This is a genomic window from Achromobacter sp. HNDS-1 (genome assembly GCF_040084795.1).
GTDB lineage: Bacteria > Pseudomonadota > Gammaproteobacteria > Burkholderiales > Burkholderiaceae_B > Achromobacter > Achromobacter ruhlandii.
In genome coordinates, this window is the sequence record NZ_CP157584.1 from 5,028,922 (window position 1) to 5,054,702 (window position 25,781).

General features: G+C 66.9%; 23 protein-coding genes and 4 tRNA genes. 16 read left to right on the plus strand and 11 right to left on the minus strand.

Going from position 1 to position 25,781, the window contains the following annotated elements; genetic code table 11:
* Positions 1 to 131 precede the first annotated feature (131 nt).
* Positions 132 to 1,706 carry a sensor domain-containing diguanylate cyclase gene (locus ABFG95_RS23250; RefSeq protein ID WP_059269672.1) on the plus strand — a complete coding sequence of 525 codons (1,575 nt, stop codon included), beginning with the start codon at positions 132 to 134 and terminating at the stop codon, positions 1,704 to 1,706.
* 42 nt (positions 1,707 to 1,748) lie between these two features.
* On the opposite strand, the gene ABFG95_RS23255 is transcribed toward ABFG95_RS23250, so the two are convergent.
* Positions 1,749 to 1,991 (minus strand): 6-phosphofructokinase, encoded by a 243-nt coding sequence (locus tag ABFG95_RS23255; protein ID WP_278992261.1) that lies wholly within the window; start codon positions 1,989 to 1,991, stop codon positions 1,749 to 1,751.
* A gap of 171 nt (positions 1,992 to 2,162) precedes the next feature.
* On the opposite strand from ABFG95_RS23255, the gene yddG reads away from it, so the two are divergent.
* Entirely contained in the window at positions 2,163 to 3,071 is a 909-nt protein-coding gene (gene yddG / locus ABFG95_RS23260; protein ID WP_049072555.1) for an aromatic amino acid DMT transporter YddG, read from the plus strand.
* A gap of 57 nt (positions 3,072 to 3,128) precedes the next feature.
* Here yddG and ABFG95_RS23265 read toward each other — a convergent pair whose 3' ends face one another.
* A complete protein-coding gene (locus ABFG95_RS23265; protein WP_049072557.1) occupies positions 3,129 to 3,320 on the minus strand; it encodes a hypothetical protein in 192 nt (63 codons plus the stop codon).
* Positions 3,321 to 3,577: 257 nt separating this feature from the next.
* Between ABFG95_RS23265 and ABFG95_RS23270 the strand changes: the two genes are divergently transcribed.
* The 3 genes from ABFG95_RS23270 (at position 3,578) to ABFG95_RS23280 (ending at position 5,222) form a co-directional block, all read left to right on the plus strand.
* Positions 3,578 to 3,814: a hypothetical protein gene (locus ABFG95_RS23270; RefSeq protein ID WP_049072559.1), complete on the plus strand. Its 237-nt coding sequence runs from the start codon at positions 3,578 to 3,580 to the stop codon at positions 3,812 to 3,814.
* Positions 3,815 to 3,944: 130 nt separating this feature from the next.
* Positions 3,945 to 4,136 (plus strand): hypothetical protein, encoded by a 192-nt coding sequence (locus ABFG95_RS23275; protein WP_059269674.1) that lies wholly within the window; start codon positions 3,945 to 3,947, stop codon positions 4,134 to 4,136.
* A 171-nt stretch (positions 4,137 to 4,307) separates the two neighbouring features.
* Entirely contained in the window at positions 4,308 to 5,222 is a 915-nt protein-coding gene (locus tag ABFG95_RS23280) for a hypothetical protein (protein ID WP_348994960.1), read from the plus strand.
* 537 nt (positions 5,223 to 5,759) lie between these two features.
* Here ABFG95_RS23280 and ABFG95_RS23285 read toward each other — a convergent pair.
* The 3 genes from ABFG95_RS23285 to egtD all read right to left on the minus strand — a co-directional run bounded on the left by ABFG95_RS23285 (position 5,760) and on the right by egtD (position 8,274).
* Positions 5,760 to 5,836: transfer RNA gene (locus ABFG95_RS23285), tRNA-Met, on the minus strand.
* A gap of 109 nt (positions 5,837 to 5,945) precedes the next feature.
* Positions 5,946 to 7,262: an ergothioneine biosynthesis protein EgtB gene (egtB, locus tag ABFG95_RS23290; RefSeq protein WP_063583279.1), complete on the minus strand. Its 1,317-nt coding sequence runs from the start codon at positions 7,260 to 7,262 to the stop codon at positions 5,946 to 5,948.
* Between the two features lie 34 nt (positions 7,263 to 7,296).
* On the minus strand, positions 7,297 to 8,274 hold the full coding sequence (gene egtD, locus ABFG95_RS23295; protein WP_175145893.1) for an L-histidine N(alpha)-methyltransferase: 978 nt from the start codon (positions 8,272 to 8,274) through the stop codon (positions 7,297 to 7,299).
* A 348-nt stretch (positions 8,275 to 8,622) separates the two neighbouring features.
* On the opposite strand from egtD, the gene ABFG95_RS23300 reads away from it, so the two are divergent.
* Positions 8,623 to 8,955: a DUF883 family protein gene (locus ABFG95_RS23300; RefSeq protein ID WP_049072568.1), complete on the plus strand. Its 333-nt coding sequence runs from the start codon at positions 8,623 to 8,625 to the stop codon at positions 8,953 to 8,955.
* Between the two features lie 119 nt (positions 8,956 to 9,074).
* Positions 9,075 to 10,451, plus strand: a complete 1,377-nt coding sequence (locus ABFG95_RS23305; protein WP_049072571.1) for a phospholipase D-like domain-containing protein — start codon at positions 9,075 to 9,077, stop codon at positions 10,449 to 10,451.
* 54 nt (positions 10,452 to 10,505) lie between these two features.
* On the opposite strand, the gene ABFG95_RS23310 is transcribed toward ABFG95_RS23305, so the two are convergent.
* The 4 genes from ABFG95_RS23310 to ABFG95_RS23325 all read right to left on the minus strand — a co-directional run bounded on the left by ABFG95_RS23310 (position 10,506) and on the right by ABFG95_RS23325 (position 15,646).
* The gene (locus tag ABFG95_RS23310; protein ID WP_348994961.1) at positions 10,506 to 12,176 is read right to left on the minus strand and encodes an FMN-binding glutamate synthase family protein; all 1,671 of its coding nucleotides are present in this window, start codon (positions 12,174 to 12,176) and stop codon (positions 10,506 to 10,508) included.
* A gap of 188 nt (positions 12,177 to 12,364) precedes the next feature.
* The gene (locus ABFG95_RS23315) at positions 12,365 to 13,588 is read right to left on the minus strand and encodes a YeeE/YedE family protein (RefSeq protein WP_348994962.1); all 1,224 of its coding nucleotides are present in this window, start codon (positions 13,586 to 13,588) and stop codon (positions 12,365 to 12,367) included.
* 173 nt (positions 13,589 to 13,761) lie between these two features.
* Positions 13,762 to 14,706, minus strand: coding sequence for an AEC family transporter (locus ABFG95_RS23320; RefSeq protein ID WP_054417664.1), 945 nt, complete (start codon positions 14,704 to 14,706; stop codon positions 13,762 to 13,764).
* 31 nt (positions 14,707 to 14,737) lie between these two features.
* A complete protein-coding gene (locus ABFG95_RS23325; RefSeq protein WP_063589452.1) occupies positions 14,738 to 15,646 on the minus strand; it encodes a DMT family transporter in 909 nt (302 codons plus the stop codon).
* 117 nt (positions 15,647 to 15,763) lie between these two features.
* Here ABFG95_RS23325 and ABFG95_RS23330 point away from each other — a divergent pair, with 117 nt between their 5' ends.
* Complete coding sequence (locus ABFG95_RS23330; protein WP_054417666.1) at positions 15,764 to 16,207, plus strand: GNAT family N-acetyltransferase; 444 nt, start codon at positions 15,764 to 15,766, stop codon at positions 16,205 to 16,207.
* A 377-nt stretch (positions 16,208 to 16,584) separates the two neighbouring features.
* Here ABFG95_RS23330 and ABFG95_RS23335 read toward each other — a convergent pair.
* Positions 16,585 to 16,669, minus strand: a tRNA-Leu gene (locus tag ABFG95_RS23335).
* 192 nt (positions 16,670 to 16,861) lie between these two features.
* Here ABFG95_RS23335 and ABFG95_RS23340 point away from each other — a divergent pair.
* Positions 16,862 to 17,473: a DTW domain-containing protein gene (locus tag ABFG95_RS23340; RefSeq protein WP_175204627.1), complete on the plus strand. Its 612-nt coding sequence runs from the start codon at positions 16,862 to 16,864 to the stop codon at positions 17,471 to 17,473.
* A gap of 185 nt (positions 17,474 to 17,658) precedes the next feature.
* Here ABFG95_RS23340 and ABFG95_RS23345 read toward each other — a convergent pair.
* A tRNA-Leu gene (locus ABFG95_RS23345) sits at positions 17,659 to 17,743 on the minus strand.
* A 181-nt stretch (positions 17,744 to 17,924) separates the two neighbouring features.
* Between ABFG95_RS23345 and rnr the strand changes: the two genes are divergently transcribed.
* The 7 genes from rnr to ABFG95_RS23380 all read left to right on the plus strand — a co-directional run bounded on the left by rnr (position 17,925) and on the right by ABFG95_RS23380 (position 25,781).
* Positions 17,925 to 20,390, plus strand: a complete 2,466-nt coding sequence (gene rnr, locus ABFG95_RS23350; protein WP_049072580.1) for a ribonuclease R — start codon at positions 17,925 to 17,927, stop codon at positions 20,388 to 20,390.
* A gap of 212 nt (positions 20,391 to 20,602) precedes the next feature.
* The gene (gene rlmB / locus ABFG95_RS23355) at positions 20,603 to 21,340 is read left to right on the plus strand and encodes a 23S rRNA (guanosine(2251)-2'-O)-methyltransferase RlmB (protein WP_049072581.1); all 738 of its coding nucleotides are present in this window, start codon (positions 20,603 to 20,605) and stop codon (positions 21,338 to 21,340) included.
* A gap of 49 nt (positions 21,341 to 21,389) precedes the next feature.
* Positions 21,390 to 22,634: a cystathionine gamma-synthase family protein gene (locus tag ABFG95_RS23360; RefSeq protein ID WP_059269680.1), complete on the plus strand. Its 1,245-nt coding sequence runs from the start codon at positions 21,390 to 21,392 to the stop codon at positions 22,632 to 22,634.
* A gap of 52 nt (positions 22,635 to 22,686) precedes the next feature.
* Positions 22,687 to 23,367 (plus strand): Fe2+-dependent dioxygenase, encoded by a 681-nt coding sequence (locus ABFG95_RS23365; protein ID WP_059269681.1) that lies wholly within the window; start codon positions 22,687 to 22,689, stop codon positions 23,365 to 23,367.
* 360 nt (positions 23,368 to 23,727) lie between these two features.
* Entirely contained in the window at positions 23,728 to 24,000 is a 273-nt protein-coding gene (locus ABFG95_RS23370) for an HU family DNA-binding protein (protein ID WP_003812968.1), read from the plus strand.
* 146 nt (positions 24,001 to 24,146) lie between these two features.
* Positions 24,147 to 24,222 (plus strand) — tRNA-Val (locus tag ABFG95_RS23375).
* Between the two features lie 761 nt (positions 24,223 to 24,983).
* Positions 24,984 to 25,781, plus strand: coding sequence for an energy transducer TonB (locus tag ABFG95_RS23380; protein WP_049072584.1), 798 nt, complete (start codon positions 24,984 to 24,986; stop codon positions 25,779 to 25,781).

Sequence of the window (25,781 nt, forward strand, 5' to 3'; positions counted from 1 at the left end):
CTGCAATAATTTCTGGTTTGCCGTGCTGCCGGGTTCCGGTCCGGCCGATAGTTCCAGGAGACGCGCCATGGGTCAGAAAGTGCAGTGTCGGCAAGCGCTTTGCGCCGCGCAAAAGCGCCAGGAAAAATAATATGGCTGATGGCGAAAGCCTGGTCGCCACGCAGGTTCGCCCGCGCTACCGGTATTCGATGCGAGCCGGTTTGCTGGTGCTGGTGTTCGCCTGTATCGCGCCGGCCCTGATGGTGGCCTCGGTCGCGGTCTACGAAAGCTACCAGATCCAGCGCGAGCGGATTTTCCGCGACACGATTTTCCTGGCGCGCAATCTGACCGCCATCCTCGACCGTGAAATGACCGGGGTCGAGGCCGGTGTGCAGATATTGGCTTCGTCGCCCGACCTGCTCGCAGGGGATCTGGCGGGATTCCACCAGCGCGCGCGCGATGCCATCAAGTTCCAGATCGTCGACAGTTATGTGCTGACCGACAAGGATGGCCACCAAGTGGTCAACACGTTGGTGCCTTATGGCACGGCGCTGCCATCCTCGGGCGTGTCGCAGGAGCTGACGCGGGTGTTCCGGGCGCGCGAACCGGTGCTGAGCAGCCTGTTCACAGGGGCGGTCAGCCGGGTCCCCGTCATTGCGCTAGGGGTGCCGGTGGTGCGGGGCGACGAAGTCATCTACAGCCTCAATGTCGGGCTGTCGCCCGAGCGCATCGGCAATGTGCTCGGCCGGCGCGGCCTGCCGGAGGGCTGGGTGGCGGCGGTGCTGGACAGGAGCGGCACCATCATTGCGCGCACCCGCGACGCCGAGAGGTATGTCGGCCAGAAGGCCGTGCCGACGCTGGCGCGGGCGGTGCAGATGGAAAGCGAGGGTTCGCTCGAATCCACCACCAAAGAGGGCACGCCGGTCTACACCGCCTTCAGCCGTTCCACGCTGACCGGCTGGACCATCGCGGCCGGGGCGCCGATGACGCTGGTGACGACCGACCTGTACCGTTCCATCGCCTGGCTGGCGCTGGGCACGCTGACGGCTTTCAGCCTGGGCCTGTGGCTGGCGTTGCGCCTGGCGAATCGCCTGACGTCGGCGGTGCAGGGCCTGGTGGGGCCGGCGCTGGCGCTGGGCGAAGGCCGTACCGTGGAGTTGCCGGCCACGAGCGTCAAGGAGGCCGAAGAGGTTGGCACGGCCTTGTTGCAGGCCTCCCGCATGCTGGCGCACGCGCAGCACCTGGCCCACTACGATCCTCTGACGGGGCTGTGCAACCGGGTGCTTTTCGGCGAACTGGTGCTGCGCGAACTGGCCGTGGCCCAGCGCAGCGGCCAGTCCTTCGCCATCCTGGCAATCGATCTGGACGGCTTCAAGGCCGTCAACGATCTGCATGGGCATGCGGCCGGCGATACCGTGCTGAAAGAGGCCGCTGACCGCATGGCGCGTGCCATCCGGGTGTCGGATGTGGCGGCGCGGTTGGGGGGCGACGAGTTCGCGGTGCTGCTGCTGGAGAGCGACCAGGACGGGGCCCAGGCGGTGGCCGAGGCGCTGGTCGAAAGCCTGTCGCTGCCCTATCCCAAGATCAGGGTGGCGGTGTCGGCCAGTGTGGGGATCGCGGTGTATCCGCAGTCGGGCGTCACCATGCTGCAGTTGCTGGAGCGGGCCGATGTCGCGCTGTATCGGGCCAAGGGCCTGGGCAAGCGGCGGGTGGCATCCGATCGCTGACGCGGTTGATCCCGGCATGCCGCCGGGGCGCCGCGATGCGGTTCAGGCATCGTGGCGCGGCGCCGGCGCGGCCGCGAGCGCGGTCAGCACTTCACCCGATTTCAAGCGGTAGCGCCGTTCGCCCAGGGCGATGACGCGTTCGCCTTCCGTCGTCCTGAGGATGTAGCGAGTGACCGCGGGCGAGCCGGCTTGTGGGTCGGCCTGCGAGAACACTTCGATGCGATAGAGTCGGCCCGCTGCCGTGGCGGCGAGTACGTCGGCCAGTCTGCGTACAGAGATTGTCATGCGGCTTGGTCTCCCTCTTGTTCCTAGTCGGACGGTTGCGCCTCGCGCCGGCTTCCATTCCCTGGATGCCGGCCATGCCGCGGCCCTGTTCCCGTTTTCGCTACACTGCGTCGTTCTCGCGCGTGGCCCGGCGCGGCGTATCGGGTGGAAATCGGGTAATCGGAAAAAGTGATGCAACATGCTCCCGGCCGGAATACGGCGACATTCCTGGGACTGATGGCTGTCGTGCTGTGGGGCACCGTCGTCGGCCTGATCCGCAGCGTCAGCGAAAGCTTCGGGCCGATCGGGGGCGCGGCCCTGATCTATACGGTCGGTTCGATCTTCCTGGTGCTGCTGTTGGGATTTCCCCGGCTGCGTACGTTCCCGCGGTCTTATCTGGTGTGCGGCAGCGTCCTTTTCGTGGCCTATGAAATCTGCCTGTCGCTGTCGCTGGGTTTTGCCGCCAACCGCGGCCAGGCGATCGAGCTGGGCATCGTCAATTACCTGTGGCCGTGCTTCACGGTCATCCTGGCGATACTGATCAACGGCCAGCGCGCGGGCGCCTGGGTGGTGCCGGGCATCGCGCTGTCGCTGTGCGGCATCGTCTGGGTGGTCGGCGGCGACGGCGGCGTCTCGTGGCAGCGCGTGGTCGCCAATGTATCGAGCAATCCCCTCAGTTATGGCCTGGCGTTCAGCGGTGCCATCATATGGGCCGTTTATTGCAATGTCACCAAACGCTTTGCCGACGGCAAGAACGGCGTGGCATTGTTTTTCATGTTGACCGCGGCGGCGCTGTGGATCAAATACGCCCTGAGCGCGGAACCGGCGCTGGCATTCAAGGGGGCCGCCGTGCTGGAGTTGTGCGTGACGGGCGGCGCCATGGCGGCGGGCTATGCGCTGTGGAACGTGGGCATACTGAACGGCAATCTGACCTTGCTGGCCACGGCGTCGTATTTCACGCCGGTGCTGTCGACTTTTTTCGCGGCGGTCTGGCTGTCGACGCGCCTGACCGCGACGTTCTGGCAAGGCGTGGCCATGGTCACCGCCGGCTCGTTGATCTGCTGGGCGGCGACACGCGGCCGGCCGGCCCGGGGTGGGTAACCCCCGGGCGTCGAAAAGCGGGATCGATCCCGGTTCAGCCGCGCAGCGGCTGCGCGCTCATTCCAAAACCATGGTCTGGGCCACGGCGTAGCCCAGCGGAATGAGCAACAGGGAAGCGAACAGGGAACTGACAATCGCCGCCGATATCTTCAGCCAGGGCTCGGGCCCCGCGCTTTGAATCGTTTGAATCACCAACGCGACGATACCCACAACCATCAAACAGCTGATTACCACTGCTACGTAAGTCATGTTGTCTCCGTCCTCGCCTGATTAAGGGATTGCGGCGCCGTTGCTACGGTCTAGGTGTTTGGTCTGATTGTGCGCCTGTATTGGGGGGCATGGCGCTAGGGTTTTCCTGGCCCCCGCCAACCGGTGTGGCGTTTTCGCCGCGCACGCTGCAGCATGAAATCGGTGTGCGGCGCAACATTCCCGCCGTGTCGCGGAGCACGCGCTTTGCGCTACGATGGCGGCGTCGAATCACTCGAATCTCCTCTTGAGGCCGCGAAATGCCGCAACGACTCCGCCCCGGCACGCGCGCCACATTGCAGATCAGGCAATTGCTGCCGGGCGAGTTCGCCTGGATCATCACCTTGCTGGATCCGGATACGGGCAATGTGCGCAGCACCAATTATTCCGAGCGCCGCTACTCCAGCCACGACGAGGCCTCCGCTGCCGGCAAGGCCGCGGTAATGGAATTCCTGGGAAACCAGAACGACGGGGACGCCAAGACGTCCAGGCCCTGAGACCGCTTCCCAATGCCCCCAAAGCCCTCGAACGAGGGCTTTTTTTTTGTTCCGCGAGCCGGTGCGGACATGGGCACGGCAATTGCTGATAGCGGACCGGCGCGTTTTGGCGCCGCCGAGGAGATCCGCCATGTCTGTAATCCAACACCGTCCGCCAGGCGCGCCTGACGACGTGCCGGCCGACGATCCGCCGCTGCCCGGCAATCCGCCGCCGGACGATCCGCGTCCGGACCCCCGTCATTCGCCCGGCGACCCGGGCGGACCCGATGTCACCCCGCCTGCGCCCAATCCGCGTGCGCCGGGCACCATCGACCTGGCCTGATCCGCCGGGAATCATTTCGCTCGAGCAAAGGAGGCTTGTATGCGTTCCATTCTGCTGTGGCTGTTGGGCGTGCCCATTCCCATCATCATCCTGCTGGCGCTGTTCTGGCATTGAAGGACGGCTTGAATCCGCGCCGGCAACCGCCGCGCGCGAACTGAACAAGGAACCACCATGGAAAATGCAATATCGGGCGGCCGCGCCCTGGACGGCGCGCCAGCGGTGCGCGAATCGGCGGTCTCGGCCGTTTCCTGGGCGGCGGTGTTCGCCGGCGCGGTGATCGCCGCCGCCTTGTCGCTGGCATTGTTTGCCGGCGGTTCCGGGCTGGGCCTGCTGTCGGTTTCCCCTTGGAGCGGGGAAGGCCTGTCGGCTCCGGCCGCCGGCATCGGCATCGTTGCCTGGATGCTGTTCACACAGATCGTGGCCTATGGCATCGGTGGCTATGTCGCCGGTCGCCTGCGCACCAAGTGGGTGGACGCGCATCTTGACGAGGTCTATTTCCGCGATACCGCGCACGGGTTCCTGGTGTGGGCATTGAGCGCCGTGGTCAGCGCGGCATTGCTTGGGTCCGCGCTCGCGACGCTGGCCGCCGGCGCGGCCAAGGCTGGCGCTTCGGTGGCGGCGGGAGCGGGCGCGGCCGTGACCGCCACCGCGGCCGCTGGCGCGGGGGCGGGCGGCGGCATGGATCAGGCCGGCGACTATTTCACCGATGTGCTGCTGCGCTCGGAGCGGCCGGACGCCGCGGGCGACCGCGTTGCGGCCCGGGCCGAAGTCGGTCGGATCGTGGCGATGAGCCTGGCGCGCGGCGAGATGGCGCCGGCGGATCGGGATTATGTGGCCAAGGTGGTCGCGGCCCAGGCGGGCATTGATCCGGCCGCGGCGCAACAGCGGGTCGACCAGACCCTGCAGAGCGCCCGACAGGCGGTTGATGACGCCAAGCGCAAGGCGCGCGAGGCCGCCGATCAGGCGCGCAAGGCGGCGGCGACGGTGGCGCTGTGGGGCTTCGCATCCATGTTGATCGGCGCGTTCGTGGCCAGCCTGTGCGCCACCTGGGGCGGCCGGCGCCGTGATCTGCCGTTCAAGGTGTAGCGCAGGCGTGTCGCGCCGGGGTTTGCCGCAAGGGCGGGCGTTGCTGGAACAACCCGTCGCGCCAAGGCCCCGCGGCCGGCAGCTCCGGCGCGATGCGATGATGGATACTGCATTCGGGGGAGGGCAGACGACACCCCCGGGCGTTCGCGCCGCGGGTATGAGGGCGGGCGGCGCGGGGGGATCGATGCGCGATCATGGCGTATTCCAAGCCGTGGGCGAGGGCGGTGCGTGACAGTAGGGGGCGGTGTTTTAAGCCGGCGCCTTTAAACCGATACGGTGCCCACGTCGATGCAGCCCCAAGCCGCCGTTGCCGCCCCAGTCCATGGAAAATCGCCATCGGTAGGTATTTTTTTCCGCGTATTTTTTCCGCGTATTTTTTCACCTTTGGGGCCGCCTCGCACAATCCGCGAGGGGCGCTGCACGCCGCCCCGCCTTTTGCACCCACCCGGCGCCAGGGGCGACCCACCAGAAATAACGCGGGTCGCGCGGCCTAAATGAAAAAGGCCTTCACGCAAAGTGAAGGCCTTTTGAATTCCTTGGTGGCGCATCCCTGATTCGAACAGGGGACCTGCGGATTATGATTCCGTCGCTCTAACCGGCTGAGCTAATGCGCCATCCTTATCGCCGCTCAATTCAAAGAGAGTCAAGCAACGAAGAACAAAATTCTAGCATGGAATTTTCGGCCGATGCAACTGCCCCAGGCAGCTTTTTTTGCTGGCCGCCTCAATCGTCCCGCGCCAGGCGGATGCCGGAGAACTGCCAGCGGGCCTCGGGCGGAAAGAAGTTGCGGTAGCTGGGGCGGATGTGGCCGCGCGGCGTGGCGCAGGAGCCGCCGCGCAGCACGTACTGGTTGCACATGAATTTGCCGTTGTATTCACCCACGGCGCCGGCATCGGGGGTAAAGCCGGGATAGGCGTCATAGGCGCTGGCGGTCCATTCCCAGGCATCGCCGTACAACTGCGCGGGCCCGCTGGCGCCGAGCCGGGCTGGCGCGGGCCGGGGATCGAGATGGCCGTTTTCCAGCAGGTTGGCGCGGCTCGAGCGGGCGCCGTCGGGCAATTGCCGGGCGGCGTGCTCCCATTCCGCCTCGCGGGGCAGGCGCACCCGGGCCCAGCGCGCATAGGCGTCGGCCTCGTAATAGCTGATATGGGTGACGGGCGCCTGCAACTCCAGCTCCTGCATGCCGCGCAGCGTGAAGACGCGCCAGTCGTCGCGCTGGCCCTCCCAGTAAAGCGGCGCGCGCCAGCCTTCGGCACAGACCCGTTCCCAGCCCAGCGACAGCCACAGTTCCGGCCGCTTGTAGCCGCCGTCGCGGATGAACGCCAGGTACTCGTGCTGCGTCACCAGGCGATCAGCCAGGTGAAACGGCCGCAGCAACACCTCGTGCGCCGGCCCTTCGTTGTCGAAGGCGAAATCGCGGCCATCATGGCCGATGCGGACCACGCCGCCGGCGTAGCGCGTCCAGCCGGCCGGCGTGCCCGGCGGCAGGGCCGGCGAGCCCGAAGCCACATAGGCAGGCCGCAATGGATTGGCGTATAGCAGGTGCTTGAGATCCGTCAGGATCAGTTCCTGGTGCTGTTGCTCGTGGTTCAAGCCGAGTTCCAGCAGCGCGTCAAAGGCGGGGTCGTTGCCGCCCAGCCGCGAGATCAGCGTGTGCATCGCCTGGTCCACGTGCTGGCGGTAGCGCATCACGTCCGCCAGCGGCGGCCGGGTCAGCAGGCCGCGTTGCGGCCGCGGATGCTTGGCGCCGACGGCGTTGTAGTACGAATTGAACAGCATCCGATACTGCGGATGGAACACCGGCACGGGCGGCGGGAAATGGGTCAGCAGGAAGGTCTCGAAGAACCAGGTGGTGTGTGCCAGGTGCCATTTGACCGGGCTGCAGTCCGGCATGGACTGCGCCTGGCAGTCCTCCGGACTCAAAGGCGCCGCCAGCGCCATGGTGGTGGCGCGTACGGCGTCGTAGCGGTCGTGCTGGCCGGCCTGTCCGGCCGCGTAGGGGCCGTTGGCGGGATGGGTCAGCAGGCAGGCAGGTTCCATGGCGATCCTCCGGGGGCGGGTTGAGGTGGCCGCGTCAGGCGCGGGCGCTGAATACCGAAAACCAGCCGCGCGTGTCCGACCAGTGCTCGATGCCGTCGAAGCCCGCCCGCCGCAGCAGATCAGTGAAGGCCGGCGGCGTGAACTTGTACGAGTTTTCCGTGTGGATCCGTTCGCCGGCGGCGAAGTGGCGCGCATCGCCAGGCCAGGTGACGGTGACCGGATGGCGCGCCTGCAGGTGCATTTCGATGCGTGACCGTTCGCTGTTGAACAGCGCCACATGGGACCAGTCGCCCACGTCGAAGTCGCTGCCCAGCACGCCGTTGACGTGGCGCAACAGGTTGAGGTTGAAGGCGGCCGTCAGATGCAGGGCATCGTCGTAGGCCGGTTCCAGGACCTGCCGGGGCTTGACCCGGTCGACGCCCACCAGCAGCCCGCCGCCCGCGCATTGGCGCCGGATGCGTCGCAGCATCGCCAGGGCGGCGTCCGGATCCAGGTTGCCGATGCTGGAGCCGGGGTAGAAGAACAGGCGCTGCTCGGGCGCGATGTCGGCGGGCAGCGCCAGCGCCTGGGAAAAGTCCAGGCCGATCGGGGTGATGCGCAGGTCGGGATACGACAGGCGCAGCCGGCGCACCGCCGATTCCAGATAGTCGGCGGAGATGTCGATGGGCACGTAGTGGCGCGGCCGCAGGCTGGCGAACAGCCGTTCGGCCTTGGCACAGTCGCCTGCGCCCAGGTCGATCATGGTCTGTACCGGCCCGATGTGGCGGGCAATGTCCTGGCCGTGGCGTTCGAAGATCTCGGCCTCGCAGCGCGTCGGGTAGTACTCGGGTAATTGGGTGATGGCGGTAAAGAGCGACGAGCCGAGCGCGTCGTACAGGAACTTCGGATCGATATGGGCGGGGTCGTCCAGCAACCCGTCGCGCAATTCGTGCTGCTCGGCGCTGTGGGGCTGGGGGGAGGGCGCGAGGAAGTGCGGGTCGGCGCCAGCGAGCAGTGCGGAGGGGGAGACCATGCGTTCAGTTCCTTTTTGAGGCTGATGAAGCGCATTGCAAAGGCTTATTGTGGCCGCCAGAGGGGTTCTGGTGTCAAGTCTAAGCGCCTGAAATGCAATGGACTTTTACTAAATCAACGTGACCGGAGGAGGGGCGGGTCCACGGGCGTGGGCCGCCGGGCCGGGATGCTCAGCAAGTTCCGCGCCGCTGAAATATCGGTTAACGGCTGGTTGCGAAAGCTCGGGGCGCGCCGCGCCGGGAATGGCCACAATGGGACACGGTCTGGTGCCATGCGCCCGGCCCCCGCCGGGCACGGCGTCGCGTCGTGCCCGACAGGCCCCATACACCACAAGCAATAAGGAGCGACCATGAATCGAAAGCACCAACGCGCTGAAATGGCCCTGCATCGCGAACGCGTGAGCGATAGCTTCCAAGAGCTGCTGGCCGGAACGGAAGACCTGCTGCGTTCGACGGCTTCATATACGGGCTCCGAGATCGAGGCGGCGCGCGCGCGCCTGAAGCAGCAACTGGCCGATGCGCGCGAATCCGCGGGGGACTGGGAAGGCGCGGCGCGGGAACGGGCTCGCCGCGCCAAGGCCTACGCCGATGAATATGTCCATGAACACGCGTGGAAGTCGGTTGGCGTGGCCACGTTGGTGGGGGTATTGCTGGGCTGCTGCCTGCTGGCCAATCGGCGCTGAGCCGGTCTGCCATGAGGCCGCCATCGGCCCCGTCCCGCGACGACCGCGCGGCGGCGTGGACCGCGTCCGCGGCGTGGCGGCGCGGGTGGCGGGCGGTAGCGCTGGCCTGCTGCGCCGCCATGCTGGCCGCTTGCGCCAGCGTGCCCGATGCGCAGGAACGGGCCGCCCGCAAAGCGCAGGCCGGCCTGTCGGCCGACGCGGCCCGGGACAGCTACCGCCGCGGCCACGACATCGCGGCGGATCCCCGCAACAACCGGGAGGATTTCCTTGCCCGCCACCTGGCGGTGGAAGAAGCCGTCAGCGGCGCGCCGCTCATGGCGGGCAATCGCGTGCGCCTGCTGGCCGACGGCCCGGGCACCTACCAGGCCATGCTGCGTTCCATCGCGCAGGCGCGGCGCTACGTCCACATGGAAACCTACATCTTCGACGATGACGAAGCGGGGCGGCGCTTTGCCGAAGCCCTGATCGCCGCGCGCAACCGCGGCGCCGACGTTGCGTTGATGGTGGACGCGGTGGGCACCATCAAGACGCCCGATGCGCTGTTCCAGCGACTGCGCGACGCGGGTGTGCAGGTCGCGGTCTTCAATCCTGTCAGCCCGGTCAACGGCAGCCGCGCCGGCTGGTCGCCCAACCAGCGCAACCACCGCAAGATCCTGGTGGTGGATGGCAAGGTCGGCTACCTGGGAGGCATCAACGTCAGCGCCGTGTACGCCTCATCGCCGGCCGGCGGCAGCGGCGGCTCGGGCGGCGGCGTCGGCAGCGGGGCGGATGGCGCGGATGGCGCGCGCGCCGATGCCGATGGCGCGCCCTGGCGCGACACGCACCTGCGTATCGAAGGGCCGGCGGTGGCGCAGCTGGAGGCGGTGATCCAGGACGGCTGGCAATCCCAGGCCAAGGAGCCGCTGCGGGGCGGTGGCCAGGTCATCGCGCCGGCCGCCGCCGGGCCGACCCGCGTGCGGATCCTGGCCAACCAGCCCGATCGCAGCGACGGCTATACCGTCTACCTGACGCTGATGTCCGCCTTTGAAAGCGCACAGCGCTCGATCCACATCACCATGGCGTACTTCGTGCCGGATCCGGCCTTTGTCGATGTCCTGGCGGGCGCCGCGCAGCGCGGCGTGGACGTGGTGCTGGTGCTGCCCGGCTTCAGCGATTCCTCCCTGGTGTTCAACGCCGGGCGCTCCCATTACACGCGATTGCTGCAGGCCGGCGTGAAGCTGTACGAGCGGCGCGACGCGCTGCTGCATGCCAAGACGGCGGTGGTCGACGGGGTCTGGTCCACCGTGGGTTCTAGCAACATGGATTGGCGCAGCTTCGCGCTGAACTACGAGGTCAACGCGGTGGTGCTGGGGCCGGAGTTCGCGGCCGAGATGGAGGCATTGTTTCAGCGCGACGTGGCCGAGTCGGTGCGCATCACGCCCGAGGCCTGGCGGGCCCGGGGCGTGGATGACCGATTCATGGAGTTCTTCTCGCGCATGTTCGAGCGCTGGCTCTAGGCCGGGTTGCCGCCCGCGGACGAGCGCCAGGACGGCCTGCGCCGCCGCCGGCCGTCAGGCCGGCGTGCCCTGGGGCGGATGCGTCATGACGTATTCCTGCGCCAGGGCGGTGCTGATGTCGTGCGTGGGCTGGAACGAATCGGCGCGCGCCATCGACCAGCCGGCGCGAAACACCTGGTGGCGGAATTCGCCGCGCAGCAGCTCGCCGGGGGCCAGCTCGGGAAACAGCGCCGACAGCAGCCGGATCTCGCTCGATGAAATGCGGCGCGCGATGTGATGCGGGCGCAACTGGCTCGGATGGGTCAGGCCCGCGGCCGCCAGCAGTTCGGCCAGCGCGTGCAGCGTGTTCTTGTGGAAATTGGCCACGCGCTCGGCCTTGTCCGGCACCACCAGGGCGCGCTGGCGCAACGGATCCTGGGTGGTGACGCCGGTGGGGCACTTGCCCGTGTGGCAGGCCTGGGCCTGGATGCAGCCGATGGCGAACATGAAGCCGCGCGCGGCGTTGCACCAGTCCGCGCCCATGGCCATGACGCGGGCCATGTCGAACGCGGTGATGATCTTGCCCGAGGCCCCCAGTTTGATGCGGTCGCGCAGGTTCACGCCGATCAACGTGTTGTGCACCAGGCGCAGCGCCTCGCGCAGCGGCGTGCCGACGTGGTCGACGAACTCGACCGGCGCGGCGCCGGTGCCGCCCTCGGCGCCGTCGACCACGATGAAATCGGGCGTGATGCCGGTTTCCAGCATGGCCTTGACGATGGCGAACCATTCCCACGGATGGCCGACGCAGAACTTGAAACCGACCGGCTTGCCGCCGGACAGCTCGCGCAGGCGTGCCACGAACTTCATCAGGCCAATGGGCGAGTCGAAGGCCGAGTGGCTGGCGGGCGAGTTGCAGTCCTGCCATGGCGCCACGCCGCGCGCCTCGGCGATCTCGGGCGTGACCTTGCCGGCTGGCAGGATGCCGCCGTGGCCCGGCTTGGCGCCCTGCGACAGCTTGATCTCGATCATCTTCACCTGTGGCGTACAGGCGTTCTTGACGAAGGCTTCCTCGGAGAAGGCGCCGTGCTCGTCGCGGCAGCCGAAGTAGCCCGAGCCGATGTTCCACACCAGGCTGCCGCCCGGCTGGCGATGGTAGCGGCTGATGCCGCCCTCGCCGGTGTCATGCGCGAAGTTGCCTTGGCGCGCGCCTTCGTTCAGCGCCAGCACGGCGTTGGCCGACAGCGCGCCGAAGCTCATGGCCGAGACGTTGAAGGCCGACATCGAATACGGCTGGCTGCAGTCGGGCCCGCCGACCGCCACGCGGAAGTCGGTGTCGCCGATGTGGGTGGGCGACATGGAATGGTTGATCCATTCGTAGCGGTCGCCGTACACGTCTTCCTGGGTGCCGAAGGGGCGCTTGTCGATCTCGCGCTTGGCGCGCTGGTACACGATCGAGCGCTGCGCGCGCGAGAACGGCGAGGCCTGCGTGTCGTCTTCCAGGAAGTACTGGCGGATCTCGGGACGGATGAATTCGAACAGGAAGCGCAGGTTGCCCAGCACCGGATAGTTGCGGCGGATGGCGTGGCGCGTCTGGATCAGGTCGTACAGGCCCAGCAGGCCCAGCAGCACCAGCGGCACGGCGGCCCACAGCCACCAGTACGAGTCCGTGAACACCAGGATGGTGGTCGCGGCGGCGGCCACCAGGGTCAAGATAAAAGCCGTGAAGCGGCCGGCGATCCATTGCATGGTCCATCTCCGTATTGCGGAATGCAGCAACCATACACCAGGGCGGCTGTAAAACCGGTAAACGGGCGGGGCGGCGGGTCGCGCTTTCCGGACCCGTGCGTTACCCCGAAACGGCGCCAGTGCTGGCGCTGCGGGGCGCGGACGTAAAAAAGCCCCCTTTTCGGGGGCCGGTGCTGGAACAGTGTTTCTCAGCAGCTGGATGCCGACGGCGTCTTTTCCACCGCCAGGCCGAACAACGGACGCAGGCGCACGCCCAGGGCGCTGCCGGCGAAGGCCGCCGGCAGCCACAGCCAGGCATGCAGGCTGCCCGACAGGATGCCGCTGAAGTAGGCGCCGATGTTGCAGCCGAAGGCCAGGCGCGCGCCGTAGCCCAGCAGCAGGCCGCCCATGACCGCGCCGGCCAGCGAGCGGGCCGGCACCTTCCAGACTGGCGCGAACTTGCCGGCGGCGCTGGCCGCGGCCAGCGCGCCCAGCATCAGGCCGATGTCCATCACCGTGGTCACGTCCTGGCGCAGCGGCGCGCCCAGCGCGGCCTGCTTGCTCCAGTAAGCCCAGGTGGCCACGTCGCCGCCCATCGCGTCCAGCGCCTTGGCGCCCCACAGCGCGAACGCCGAGGTGATGCCCCAGGGCCGGCCGGCCAGCGCCAGCGTGGCGAAGTTCAGCGCCACCAGCGCCACGCCGCCCCAGATCAGCGGCCACGGGCCCTGCAGCAGCGAGGCCGGGCGCGCGGTGCGCGAGGCGAACGAGATCACGTGGCCGTGGCGGCGTTTTTCCAGCACGGTGGCGATCCAGGCGATCAGCGCGAACACCGCCAGGTTGGCGATGATGGCGGGCGCCAGGCCCCAGGTCTTGATGAGCGAGGTCGGCGCCAGCGCGGGCAGGGTCGACCACCAGCCGAAGTGGGCGGTGGCGATGACCGAGCCGATGATGAAGAACAGCAGCGTGACCAGCATGCGGGTATTGCCGCCGCCCACCGCGAACAGCGTGCCCGAGGCGCAGCCGCCGCCCAGCTGCATGCCGATGCCGAACAGGAACGCGCCCAGCAGCACCGACACACCCGGGGGCGAGACCAGGCCGTTGACCGGCTGGCCGAACAGCGAGCCTTGCGCCAGGAACGGGAAGAACAGCAGCACGCCGATGGCCAGCATGAACATCTGCGCGCGCAGGCCGGCGCCGCGACGGTCCGACACGAACACGCGCCATGCCTGGGTGAAGCCGAACGAGGCGTGGTACAGCGCCACGCCCAGCAACGCGCCGACGATCCACAGCGCGCCCTGGCGCCAGCTGACGGTCTGGTTCAGGTACAGGGCGCCGGCCAGTACCAGCAGCAGCGCGATCCAGAGCGGCTTGCGGTTGATCTGGATGGGCGGCAGCGTCGAGGGCAGGGGCAGGGTGGAGGCGTTGGTGCTCATGATCGGGGTCCGAGGCAATCGGTAGGGCCGGAATGCGGCGAAGGAAAAGCAAACGGGCGCGTCGCCGCACCCGTCATCGTGGCGTCCAGTCTAAAGGGTGCGGAACATTTCTCAAAACACAAATTCACGCTTTTTTAATAACCATAAGTTATATAAAAGGCATTATCCAGCCGTTATGTGATCGGGTTGGCGCTGATCCAGGCCACCAGCAGGCTCACCGTCAGGACCGACAGCACCGTCGACACCAGAATGGCGCGGGACGTCACGCGCGCGTCGCGTCCGTACATCTGCGCCAGCATGAAGGGACCCGTGCCGATCGGCAGCGCGCTCATCAGCACCGCCGTCCAGGCCCACAGCGGCGGCATGGAGAACACCTGGAACGCCAGCAGCGCGGTCACGGCCGGTTGCAGCAGCAGCTTGCCGGCCACCAGCCGCAGCACGCCCGGTCCCGGGCTGGCGGTCTCGGTCTGCGCCAGGAACAGGCCGATGGTGACCAGCGCGCAGGGGCTGGCGGATGCGCCCAGCAGCGACACGTAGCGATCCAGCCCCTCGGGCAACGCCAGCCCGGTGCCGGCCCACGCCAGGCCCAGCACCGGCGCGGCCAGCAGCGGATTGCGCATCAGCGCGCGGCCGACCTTGACCAGCGTGGCGCCCAGGCCGGGCGCCTGCTGGCGGTCGAACTCGATCAGGGCGATGGCAAAGCCGAACAGCACGCTGGCCGTCATCAATGTGGTGAAGGCCGCCGGCGCCAGGCTTTCGGCGCCAAACAGCGCCAGGCACAGCGGGATGCCCATATAGCCGGCATTGGCGTAGGCCGCCGCCAGTCCTTCGATGCTGCGGTCGGTCAGCCCGCGCGGGCCGCGCTTGCGCGGCAGGAACGACAGCGCGAAGGTGACGGCGATGCCGCCGGCGAACGCGCCGACGAAGCCCCAGTGCGCCATGTGCGCCAGGTCCACCTGCGTCATGGCGCGGAACAGCAGCGCCGGCAGCGACAGGTAGACCACGTAGCGGTTCAGCGCGTCGGTGGCGGCCGGCCCCAGGATGCGCCAGCGCGCCGCCAGCCATCCGGTCAGGATCAGCGCGAAGACCGGCAGGGCGGCGGTGATGACGGCATTCATGGCGGCGGCAGAAATGGGCGCGAAAGGGCGCTCATTCTACTTGCCGCGCCGGCGCGGGCGTGCGCGCCGAACGGGTCACCAGCAGGATGCCGAGCGCGGCCAGCGCCATGCCGGGCCAGGCCAGCGGCGGGATCGGCTCGTCCAGCACCAGCAGCGCGATGACGGCGGTCGATGGCGGCACCAGGAAGAACAGCGCCGACACGCGCGAGGCTTCGCCATGGCGCAGCATGGCCAGCAGCAACGTGATGGCGACCAGCGAATTGCCAATCACCAAGTACGCCAGCGATCCGAACAGCGGGCCGGTCCAGTCGATGCGCATCGGCTCCAGCCAGAAGGCCAGCGGCGCCGTGACCGCCAGGCCCACGGCGTATTGCACGGTGTTGGACGTGACGGGGTGGGTCTGCACGCCGAAGCGCTTTTCATACAGCGTGCCGCTGGTGATGCAGAGCAGCGCGGCCACCGCGAACACCAGGCCGAGCGTCGAAGCCAGGTCGACCGAGGCCTTGGCGACGATGACCAGCGCGGCGCCCGACACGCCCAGTCCCAGCCCGGCCCAGCGCCGCGCGTCGACGCGTTCGTGCGCGATCACCGGCGCCAGCAGCCCGATCAGGATGGGCTGTAGCGACGTGATCAACGCCAGCCCGCCGGCGGACATGCCTTGCTTGAGCGACAGATAGGTGAAGCAGAAGTAGCCCGCCTGCAGCAGCAGGCCGACCATGGCCAGGTGGCCCCACGCCCGTGCGCCTTGCGGCAGCGGCGGCCGCAGCGCCAGCAGAAATGGCATCAGCAGCGCCACCACGCAGGCATAGCGCAATGCCAGAAAGGTCATGGGATCGGCATAGGCCAGCCCCACTTTCAGCACGACGAAGCCGCTGGACCACAGCAGCAGGAAAAGCGCGGGCGCGAATTTCAACCAGGCGGGCGTTGCGGCTTGCGGCATGATGGCGATCAGCTGCGGGAATGGGCCAGCCGCGATGGTACGCCTGTTTCGCCGACACGCCATCCCTGCGAAAATGTCGACAGAAGATTCATATTCAGCAGTGGCGCGAGGGAAAAAATGGCCAACCAACAAAAGCCGACGGTACGTATCACCCTGGGAACCTGGGATCGCCTGCGCGAGGACGCCTCGTCGGTCCGCTATGACGTTTTCGTGGTCGAGCAGAAGGTGCCGCCCGAAGTCGAGATGGACGACGACGACGCGGTCTCGGTGCATGCGGTGGCCTACGCCGCCGACGGCACGCCGCTGGGCACCGGCCGCCTGCTGCCCGACGGTCACATCGGCCGCATGGCCGTGCACAAGCGGGCGCGCGGCCTGGGCGTGGGCGGCCAGTTGCTCGACGCCCTGATCGGGCAGGGCCATGGCGATGGCCACCGCATGCTGGTGCTGCACGCACAGACCCACGCCAAGGGCTTCTACGAGGCTCACGGGTTCCAGGTGGAAGGCGAGGAGTTCATGGAAGCCGGCATCGCGCACGTCGTCATGACGCGGGTGCTGGCCTAGGCGCGGCAAGCGATCGGACAGCCCTGGCGGCAGCGGTGTCGCGGCCAGCTTGTCGCAGCGGGCTTGTGGCAGCGGGCTTGTGGCAGCGGGCTGGCGAGGTGCGGCTGGCGTGGTGCACGCTGGGGTGGTGCACGTTGGCGCGGTGCAGATGGCTAGTCGCAACTGGCTAGTCGCAACTGGCGTGGCGCAGCTGGCGTGGCGGGCTCGTTGTTATGGCGGGCTTGTCGTCGTCAGGCAAATCGCCTGGCGCGGCGGCGGATGTCGATGCCGCCGCCGTCCGGTCTCATGATCGGAACCGGAAAAGAAAAAACCCCGGACGCTTTCGCGAACGGGGTTTTTCTTGGCGCATCACGACAGGTACCTCGTGATGTAATAATTGGTGCCCAGGAGAGGACTCGAACCTCCACACCTTGCGGCACATGGACCTGAACCATGCGCGTCTACCAATTCCGCCACCTGGGCGCTGATGTCTTACCTTTCGCGTCGCTTTCCAGTTTGCATTTGATCTTTCGACTTCTTGCTACCGGCTGCGTTTCGTTTCGTGTTCAACAGCAGAGGAACGAGATTATGCATACTTTTTTGGAAGTGTGCAAGTCATGCTGCATTTTTTTCACTTTTTTTTCGATGCGGCCGGCTTCGCTATAGTGTCGCCCCATGTCACGCCCTCTTTGCCTGCGCTGTAAGCGCCCCGAATCCCATTGCCTGTGCGCCCTGATCCCGGCGCTGAGTCCGCGAACCCGCGTGGTGGTGTTGCAGCATCCGAGCGAGGCGCGCCATGCGCTGAACACAGCGCGGCTGGCGGTGCTGGGGCTGGATGGGGCGCGGCGCCTGGTGGGGGAATACTTTCAGCATGAGCAGTGGGCCGAACCCGGCTATGCACCCCGCGTGTTGTTTCCCGGCGAGGGCGCGGAGGTATTGGTGCCCGGGTGCGCCGCCGCGACGGGCGCGCCGGTGCAATTGATCGTGCCCGACGGCACCTGGACCCATGCGCGCAAGCTGCTGCACATCAATCCGCAACTGGCCGCGTTGCCGCGCGTGATGCTGCCGCCCGGCCTGGCGACGCGCTACCGGGTGCGGCACGCGGACATCCCGGGCGCGCTGTCCACCATCGAGGCGGTGACGCATGCGCTCAATGCGCTGGAGGCGCCCCGCAATTTCGATGAACTGCTGCGACCGTTCGAGGCCTTGATCGATGGCCAGATCGCGGGGATGGGCGCGGACCTGTATGCGCGCCACCATTTGAACCGCAAGGTGCCGTGGCGCTGAAAGAAGGTCTTGGCGTGGGTGGCGGGGAAGGGGCGGGACTGCCGCGCAAAGCGCAAGTCGCAAAGCGCAAAGCAAAAACCCCGAAAATCTCGCGATTTTCGGGGTTTTCAACTTTTTGCCAACGCTGCCTGTTTATATTGCGACGTGATGTCATCGCAAGCCAAACAGCCTTGGCTGAAATTCCGTGGTGCCCAGGAGAGGACTCGAACCTCCACACCTTGCGGCACATGGACCTGAACCATGCGCGTCTACCAATTCCGCCACCTGGGCACTGAGACATTGCAGCCAGAACTTTGTGATACGCTGCCACTTCGATTGCATGAGGTTTTTATTCCCATGTATTCAAAGCGCAATTGCAAAATCACTCTACAATCCGTCTGACCATTTCTGCTTCAGTGTTCAGCCTTGGGCGAACCACAGAAGCTGCGCATTATATACGGAAAAATTAGCTTTGGCAAAACGATCGAATAACGAATCGAACAACAACAGATCCACTCCGTTGCCGGAAGCGCCGCCAGACTTCGATCCTGATGTCCCGTCCCGTGAAGCCATCCTGAAAGCGCTGCGATCCGCGGGGGCGCCGTTGTCTCCGGTGGAGCTGGCCGAGCGCATGGGCGTGGAGCGTCCGGCGACGATGGTGGGATTCGAGCGCCGCCTGGGTGCGATGGAACGCGACGGCCAACTGATGCCGAACCGCAAGGGCGTGCTGCTGCTGGCCACCAAGCTGGATTTCGTTGCCGGCAAGGTGCTGGGCCATCGCGATGGCTTCGGCTTCCTGTTGCGCGATGACGGCGGGCCGGACCTGTTCCTGTCGCCGCGCGAAATGCTCAAGGTGCTGCACGGCGACCGTGTGCTGGTCAAGCCGTCGGGCGAATACCGCGGCAAGCCGGAAGGCACGATTGTCGAGGTCATCGAGCGGCGCACCAACAAGCTGGTGGGCCGCTTCCTGCACGAGCACGGCCTTTCCATCGTGGTGCCGGAAGATCAGCGCATCAAGCACGACATCCTGATTCCTCCCAGCGACACCAACGGCGCCCAGCATGGGCAGGTGGTGTCGGTCGAGATCATGGAGCAGCCGACCCGCCACACGCAACCGCTGGGGCGCGTGGCCGAGGTGCTGGGCGAGATCGACGATCCCGGTATGGAAATCGAGATCGCGGTGCGCAAGTTCGATGTGCCCGTGGAATTTTCCGAGGCCGCGCGCAAGCAGGCCGCCCGCCTGCCGGACGTGGTCCGCAAGGGCGACCTGAAAGACCGCGTCGACCTGCGCGATGTGCCGCTGATCACCATCGACGGCGAAGACGCGCGCGATTTCGACGATGCCGTCTATTGTGAAGCGGTGGAACTGGGCACCGGCCAGCGCAAGCGGCCGGGCTGGCGCCTGTTGGTGGCCATTGCCGACGTCAGCCACTACGTGCGTCCCGGCGACGCGCTGGACGATGACGCGCTCGAGCGCGGCACCAGCGTGTATTTCCCGCGCCGCGTCATCCCGATGCTGCCCGAGTCGCTGTCCAACGGCCTGTGCTCGCTGAATCCCGATGTCGATCGCCTGGTGCTGGTCTGCGACATGGTGATCCCGGCGTCGGGCGCCAAGGCCGGCACGGTCACGGCATACCAGTTCTACAACGCGGTGATGCACTCGCATGCCCGCACCACCTATACCAATATCTGGGCGGCGCTGCAGCAGCCCGGCGGCCCGGCGGCCCACGCCATGCGCGCCGTCATGCCGCAGGTGCAGAGCCTGTATGAACTGTTCCACCTGCTGTCGCAGAGCCGCAAGAAGCGCGGCGCGATCGATTTCGATACGGTCGAGACCAAGATCGTCTGCAACGAACTGGGGCGCATCGAACAGATCGTGCCTTCGGTGCGCAACGATGCCCACAAGCTGATCGAAGAGTGCATGCTGGCCGCCAACACCTGCGCGGCCGACTTCATGACGCGCAGCAAGCATCCGGGCCTGTACCGCATCCACGAGGGCCCGACGCCCGAGCGCCTGCAGTCGCTGCGTGAATTCCTGCGCACCATGGGGCTGTCGCTGGGCGGGGGCGATACGCCCACGGCCAAGGACTACGGCGACTTCCTCGACTCCGTGCGCGGCCGTCCCGACTACCAGCTGCTGCAGACCATGTGCCTGCGCTCGATGCAGCAGGCCATCTACAGCCCCGACAATCTGGGCCACTTCGGCCTGTCGTATCCCGGCTACAGCCACTTCACCTCGCCGATTCGGCGTTATCCCGACCTGCTCACGCACCGCGTCATCAAGGCCCTGCTGGCCGGCCAGCGCTACGTGCCGAGCCTGGACGACCAGCCGGTCGTCATCGGCCGCACCCAGCGCGAGCACGAGCACGCCATCTGGGAAAAGCTGGGCCTGGTGCTGTCGGCCAGCGAACGCCGCGCCGACGAGGCCTCGCGCGACGTCGAGGCCTGGCTCAAGTGCTGGTTCGTCAAGGAGCGCGTGGGCGAGGACTTCAGCGGCACCGTTACCGGCGTGGCCAGCTTCGGCATCTTCGTCACGCTGGATACACTGCACGTCGAGGGGCTGGTGCACGTGTCCGAGCTGGGCGGCGAATACTTCCAGTTCAACGACGCGCTGCACGAGCTGCGCGGCGAACGCACCGGCATGCGCTACCGCCTGACCGACAAGGTCCAGGTGCAGGTGTCGCGGGTCGATCTGGAAGCCCGTCGCATCGAGTTCCGCCTGGTGCAAGGCACCAGCTTCGACGCCTTGCGCAAGGCGGCCGCGCGTGGTCCCGATGAAGGTCCGCGCCGCGTGAAGAAGGCGGCGGCGCCCAAGCCGGCCGCGCTCAAGGGCCAGACCGCCAAGGAGCGGCGCGCCGAGGCCAAGAAGGCCGGCAAGCCGTCCAATACCCCGCAACGCGCCGCGCCGGCCAAGAAAGCCACGCGCAAGCGCCACTGATGCGGCGCGGCGTTCCGCCCGGGAGGGCGGGCGCCGCGGCACCCCGCCGCCGGGCCCGCGATTCGCCGGCACGCTGTTTTGGGGGCGCAACTTCGGTCGGGCAAAGGCGGGTGACGGCGCCATAAGGGGTAACATTGCGCCTATGGCCGGCCTGTCCGGCGGCCCGTTCCGCTCTGGGACGGGCATTCGTTTCTCTAAAGGTATTTGCATTTATGGCGTCGACCCAAGTCCTTGCCGGGTTTCACGCGGTTGTCGCGCGGCTGCGCCACGCGCCCGAGTCGATCAAGGAAATCTACGTAGAAGCGTCGCGCCGCGACAAGCGCATGCAGACGTTCATCGAGCAGGCCGAGAAGGCCGGCTGCCGCCTGCACCCGGTCGCCATGGAGCGCCTGGATGGCCTGGCGCGCGGCACCCGCCACCAGGGCGTGGTGGCGCTGGCTGACGAGCGCCAGCTGGCGGTGGACGTGGATGAGGTGCTCGACGTGATCGAGGGGCCGCCGCTGCTGCTGATCCTGGATGGCGTGACCGATCCGCACAATCTGGGAGCCTGCCTGCGGACGGCGGACGCCGCCGGCGTGCACGCCGTGATCGCGCCGCGCGACCGCGCGGTGGGGTTGAACAGCACCGTGCAGCGCGTGGCCTGCGGCGCGGCCGATACCGTGCCGTACCTGATGGTCACCAACCTTGCGCGCACCATGCGCGGCCTGAAGGATCGCGGCGTGTGGCTGGTCGGCACCGACGACCAGGCCACGACAAGCATGCACCAGGTCGATGCGCGCCAGCCGATGGCCTGGGTCATGGGCGCCGAGGGCGAGGGCATGCGCCGCCTGACGCGCGAGACCTGCGACCAACTGGTCAACATTCCCATGCTGGGCTCGGTCGAAAGCCTGAACGTCAGCGTGGCCAGCGCGGTGTGCCTGTACGAGACCGTGCGTCAGCGGCAGGCCTGAGCCGGCCGCGCCCTTTTTTCGTAGTTCCCTTCTTTCCGCGTAGCCCATCATGCACCAGAACGGCTTTACCACCACGATCCTCCATTCCGACCGCCAGCAATCCGTCGAGCACGGAGCGGTGCACAAGCCGATGCACCCTTCGTCGGAGTTTGCCTACGCCGATGCGCGCGAGCTGGCCGCGGTGTTCCAGGGCAAGCCCGGCTTCACCTATGCCCGCCAGGGCACGCCGACCACCACGGCGCTGGAAGCCAAGATCAACCACATGGAAGCCGGCAAGGGCACGGTGAGTTTCGCCACCGGCATGGCCGCGCTGGCCGCCATTTTCACCACGCTGCTGCGCCGGGGCGACCATCTGGTGTCGAGCCAGTACGTGTTCGGCAACACCAACAGCCTGCTGGGCACGCTGCTGGAACTGGGCGTGGAAATCACGTTCGTGGATGCCACCGATTCGGCGCAGGTGCGCGCGGCGATCCAGCCCAACACCCGCATGGTGTTCACCGAGACCATCGCCAATCCCGGCACCCAGGTTGCCGACCTGGCGGTGATCGGCGAGATCTGCCGCGAAAAGGGGCTGGTCTATGTGGTGGACAACACGCTGACCTCGCCGTGGATGTTCCGGCCGTCGACGGTCGGCGCGTCGCTGGTGATGAACTCGCTGTCGAAGTACATCGGCGGCCATGGCAATGCGCTGGGCGGCGCGGTCACCGACACCGGCCTGTACGACTGGGCCGATTATTCGAACATCTACGACGCCTATCGCAAGGGCCCGTCCACCGGCTGGGGCCTGACCCAGATCAAGAAGAAAGGCCTGCGCGACATGGGGGGCACGCTGGCGGCCGAGCCCGCGCACCGCATTGCGGTGGGCGCCGAGACGCTGGCCCTGCGCATGGCCAAGCATTGTTCCAACGCGTTGGCGCTGGCGCGCTTCCTGGAAGAGCATCGCGGCGTGGCCAAGGTGCATTATCCGGGCCTGGCCAGCCACCCGCAGCATGCGCGCGCCGCGGCACTGTTCGGTTCGCGCTTCGGCGGCCTGCTGGGCGTGGAGCTGGCCGACGGCGTCGACTGCTTCGATTTCCTGAACCGCCTGCGCATCGTGTTGATGGCCACGCACCTGGGCGACACGCGCAGCCTGGCGCTGCCCGCCGCGCACACCATCTACTACGAGATGGGCGCCGAGCGTCGTAAGCAGATGGGCATCGCCGACAGTCTGATCCGGGTGTCGGTGGGCATCGAAGACGAGACTGATCTGCTATTTGACTTCGATCAGGCGCTCAACGGCTGCCTGCAGGGATAATCTGGCGGGGCTCGGCGCGGTGACGCGCCGGCCGTTACCTGCGCAGGAACCCATGCTTATACAGATCGCCGAAGTATTCACCCCCGACGAGGCGGCCGCCATCCGCCAGCGTCTCGATGCCGCCGATTGGGTGGATGGCAAGGTTACCGCGGGCTTCCAGTCCGCCTCGGTCAAGCACAACCGCCAGTTGTCCGAGCAGCATCCGCTGGCGCAGGAACTCGGCAACCTGATCCTGCAGCGCCTGTCCGGCAACAACCTGTTCATGTCGGCGGCGCTGCCGCGCAAGATCTTTCCGCCGCTGTTCAACCGCTACGAGGGGGGCGAGGCCTTCGGTTATCACGTCGACAACGCCGTGCGCGGCATCGTCGGCACCGCCGAGCGCGTGCGCACGGACCTGTCGGCCACGCTGTTCTTCTCCGAGCCTGATTCCTACGACGGCGGCGAGCTGGTCATCGACGACACCTACGGGCCGCGCACCGTGAAGCTGCCGGCCGGGCACATGGTGCTGTATCCCGGCACCAGCCTGCACAAGGTCAATCCGGTCACGCGCGGCGCCCGTGTCAGCGCGTTCTTCTGGATGCAGAGCCTGGTGCGCGAAGACAGCCAGCGTGCGCTGTTGCTCGACATGGATGTGGCCATCCAGCGTTTGAACCAGGATGCCGCGGGCCACCCTTCGATCGTCCAGCTCACCGGCATCTATCACAATTTGCTGCGGCGCTGGGCCGACGTGTGAAGGCCGCGCCGAGGGGCCGTGCGCCGGTGTCGCGCAAACCCCGAAATGCGCGTTTATGTTTATTGCGGAAAGGCCTAAAAGCTAGTATTGGTGCGGCTTGACGTGAGGTTTTCGCTTGACAGCCGCTCTACGCCAAGGCCTAATACATGTCTGCGTCGCTGACGGTTCAGGGGTCTTGAAACCCTTGAAACCTAGGCGGCGCAGCAGTTTAAAAGTTGTGCTTTGCAGCGCAAGAAAAAGTTTATCCACTAGTCTGTTCGTCGTTTGTCGGGTCTACGCGCCTAGTCGTGATGTCCAGCATGACAGCCATGATGAACTGCACTCCCGGCAGACTCCATACCTTGTGAGGGGTACACCTGCATGAACAAAACCGAACTCATCGATCACATTGCCAGCAAGGCCGATATCTCCAAGGCTGCCGCCGGTCGTTCGCTTGACGCCCTGATTGGCGCCGTCAAGACCACCCTGAAGAAGGGCGGTACGGTCACCCTGGTGGGCTTCGGCACGTTTGCCGTGTCGGCCCGCGCCGCTCGCACCGGCCGCAATCCGCGCACGGGCGAAACCATCAAGATCAAGAAGGCCAAGGTGCCGAAGTTCCGTCCGGGCAAGGCCCTGAAGGACGCCGTCAACTAATTGACGGATCGGCGGATCGAGCGGGCACGGCACCCGTTGATTTGCCGACAGGTACGCGGTCCGGTATACTCCGGCCCGCGTATTGCTTTTGAGTACCCCGGCTAGCGTTTTCCGCAGTTCGTTTGCGGCGAAACCATCATCAGGACGGGTGCTTAGCTCAGTTGGTAGAGCGGCGCCCTTACAAGGCGTAGGTCACAGGTTCGACCCCTGTAGCACCCACCATCAGCAAGCCGAAACAGAAACCCGCACACGGTAACGTGGCGGGTTTTTTGTTTGCGCGCTTGGGATGCGCGTTTCGGGTTCGTGTTTCGGTTCAGGGCTGCGATCGCATGCTTCGGGTACGGGCATGGAGCACGCGCACGGGCTGCATGCATGGGGCGCGTGCGCGACCCAGAGCGCATTCATGGGTAAAGCGCTTCAGGCGTGCGCTCGGGGTGTGTGCGCGGCATTTCGGCGCTTGCCTGCGTCCCTCGCAGGGATTGCCTGCCCGCCAGCGCCCGTTGCGGGGGCGGGTTGTGCGGGCGGGATGCGCGGGCGGGATGCGCGGGCGGGATGCGCGGGCGGGATGCACGAGCGGGATGCACGAGCGGGATGCACGAGCGGGATGCGCAGGCGGGATGCGCGGGCGGGATGCGCAGGCGGAATGCACGGGCGGAATGCACGGGCGGAATGCACGGGCGGAATGCACGGGCGGAATCCGCGGGCGGAATCCGCGGGCGACGCCGCGCGTGCCGCCTGCACGTCGCGCCTGCACGTCGCGCCTGCACGGCCCCGCTGGCGCAATCGACGTTTGCACTGCCGCCGTTTGCGCCAGCGCAGGGTTGGCGCCGCATCGGGGTGTTACGCTATTGCAGACGAAATATGACGTGCGAATCATTCGCATTTAAGCTATGATCTTTGGCTTGTACCGGTCAGCCGGCGTGCGCTCGTTGCGCGCGTTTTTTCCTGGCTGGCCAGATAAGTTAATGCACCCTGGCTGATTCATGCCTAGCTTTCAACGTGGTCTGAACTCTTCACCGCCGTCTTCCCTTGGTATACGCATAGGCGCAGGCCTGGCGGTCGTTGCGCTACATGCCGCAGTGGTTTATGCCATTTACCTGGCGCCCGAGAACCGCCCTGAACTGGAGGAACCCGAGGCCATCATGGTGAGCGTGGTGGATGCGCCCACGCCGCAGATCGCCAAAGCCGAGCCCACGCCGGAAGTGCCGCAGCCGGTGACGGAACCGCCGCCCGAGCCGCAACCCGAGATCGAGCCCGAAACCGAACCGGATCCCAAGGTGGAGCCGGAACCCGAGCCCGAACCCGAGCCGGTGGTCGAGAAGCCGCCGATGCCGGCCCCCAAGCCGAAGCCCAAACCCAAACCCAAGCCCCAGCCCAAGCAGGAAGTCAAACCCGAGCCCAAGCCCGAGACGCCGCCGGTGGAAACGCCGCCGGCCGGCGCCACGGAAGGCGCGCAGACCACCCAGGCCCCGCGCCAGGGTCCGCCGCCCGACCAGATCCTGCAGGAAACCCAGATCGAATACCTGGGCGCGCGACCCATGCCCAACTACCCGATGGCATCGCGCCGCATGCGGGAAGAGGGGCGGGTGGTGGTGCTGGTGGAAATCAATACCCAGGGGCTGGTCGAGCGGGCCACCATCGACGCGTCCTCGGGCTTTCCCAGGCTGGACGAGTCGGCACTGGCCGCCGCGCGCAAGGCCCGCATGAAACCTTATAGCCGCAATGGCGTGGCATATCCCGCCAAAGCAAAGATTCCGTTCGATTTCGTAATGAGGAACTGA